Genomic DNA, 624 nt, shown 5'->3' on the forward strand with positions numbered 1-624 from the left:
CAATCACCGTTTTCGCTACTTGATCTTCAAGCTCCAGCAACTGTTCTTCCGTAATTTTCATTCGCGCCAAAGCAACACGAACGCATTTATCATGTGTCGTTGTTTGCTCTTTGATTATCTCGGTGTACTTATCGTTTAACTTCGAGTTTTCTGCGTAGCTGTAGTACAGCGGGCCGTGCAACGTAATACTTTTGTTTTCATCTACGTAAACAAGGTCTAGCAACTCTAGTGCACCCAGATAATCAGACATGCTTTGCTCTGATAAGTCGTATTTTTTCTTTAAAATTGTGTATCCATCTTTTCCGCGCAACATCCTCAGTTCACGATAAAAATCGTAAAGATGTGGGAACTGAAAAAACACTTCATCTTGTGTTCGACTAAAATAATCTTCATCTTCACCTTGCAACTGATTGGCTAACTTTTGCAATTCATCCAATGTACAGTCAATCGCACGACAGTATTCAAGCAGTTTATCTAACGCGAGGTTGGTACTGGTTAAATGTCTCTTAAAAGTGGACAATGGCATGCCCATTTTTTCAGATAGCTCTCGATATGTTAGCCCCTTTGTTTTAATCGCTTGTCGTAAAGCGGCTAGTAAATATTCGGGAGTCAGATCTGTCATCT

General features: G+C 40.1%; 1 protein-coding gene. It reads right to left on the reverse strand.

Translation table 11 applies throughout. The annotated features are described in order from the left end of the window. Nucleotides 1-622, reverse strand: a 622-nt coding sequence (locus R7Q46_RS28030; protein ID WP_318078417.1) for a helix-turn-helix transcriptional regulator, incomplete at its 3' end; no start/stop codon positions are given. Nucleotides 623-624 lie beyond the last annotated feature (2 nt).

Source organism: Vibrio sp. 811 (genome assembly GCF_033339195.1).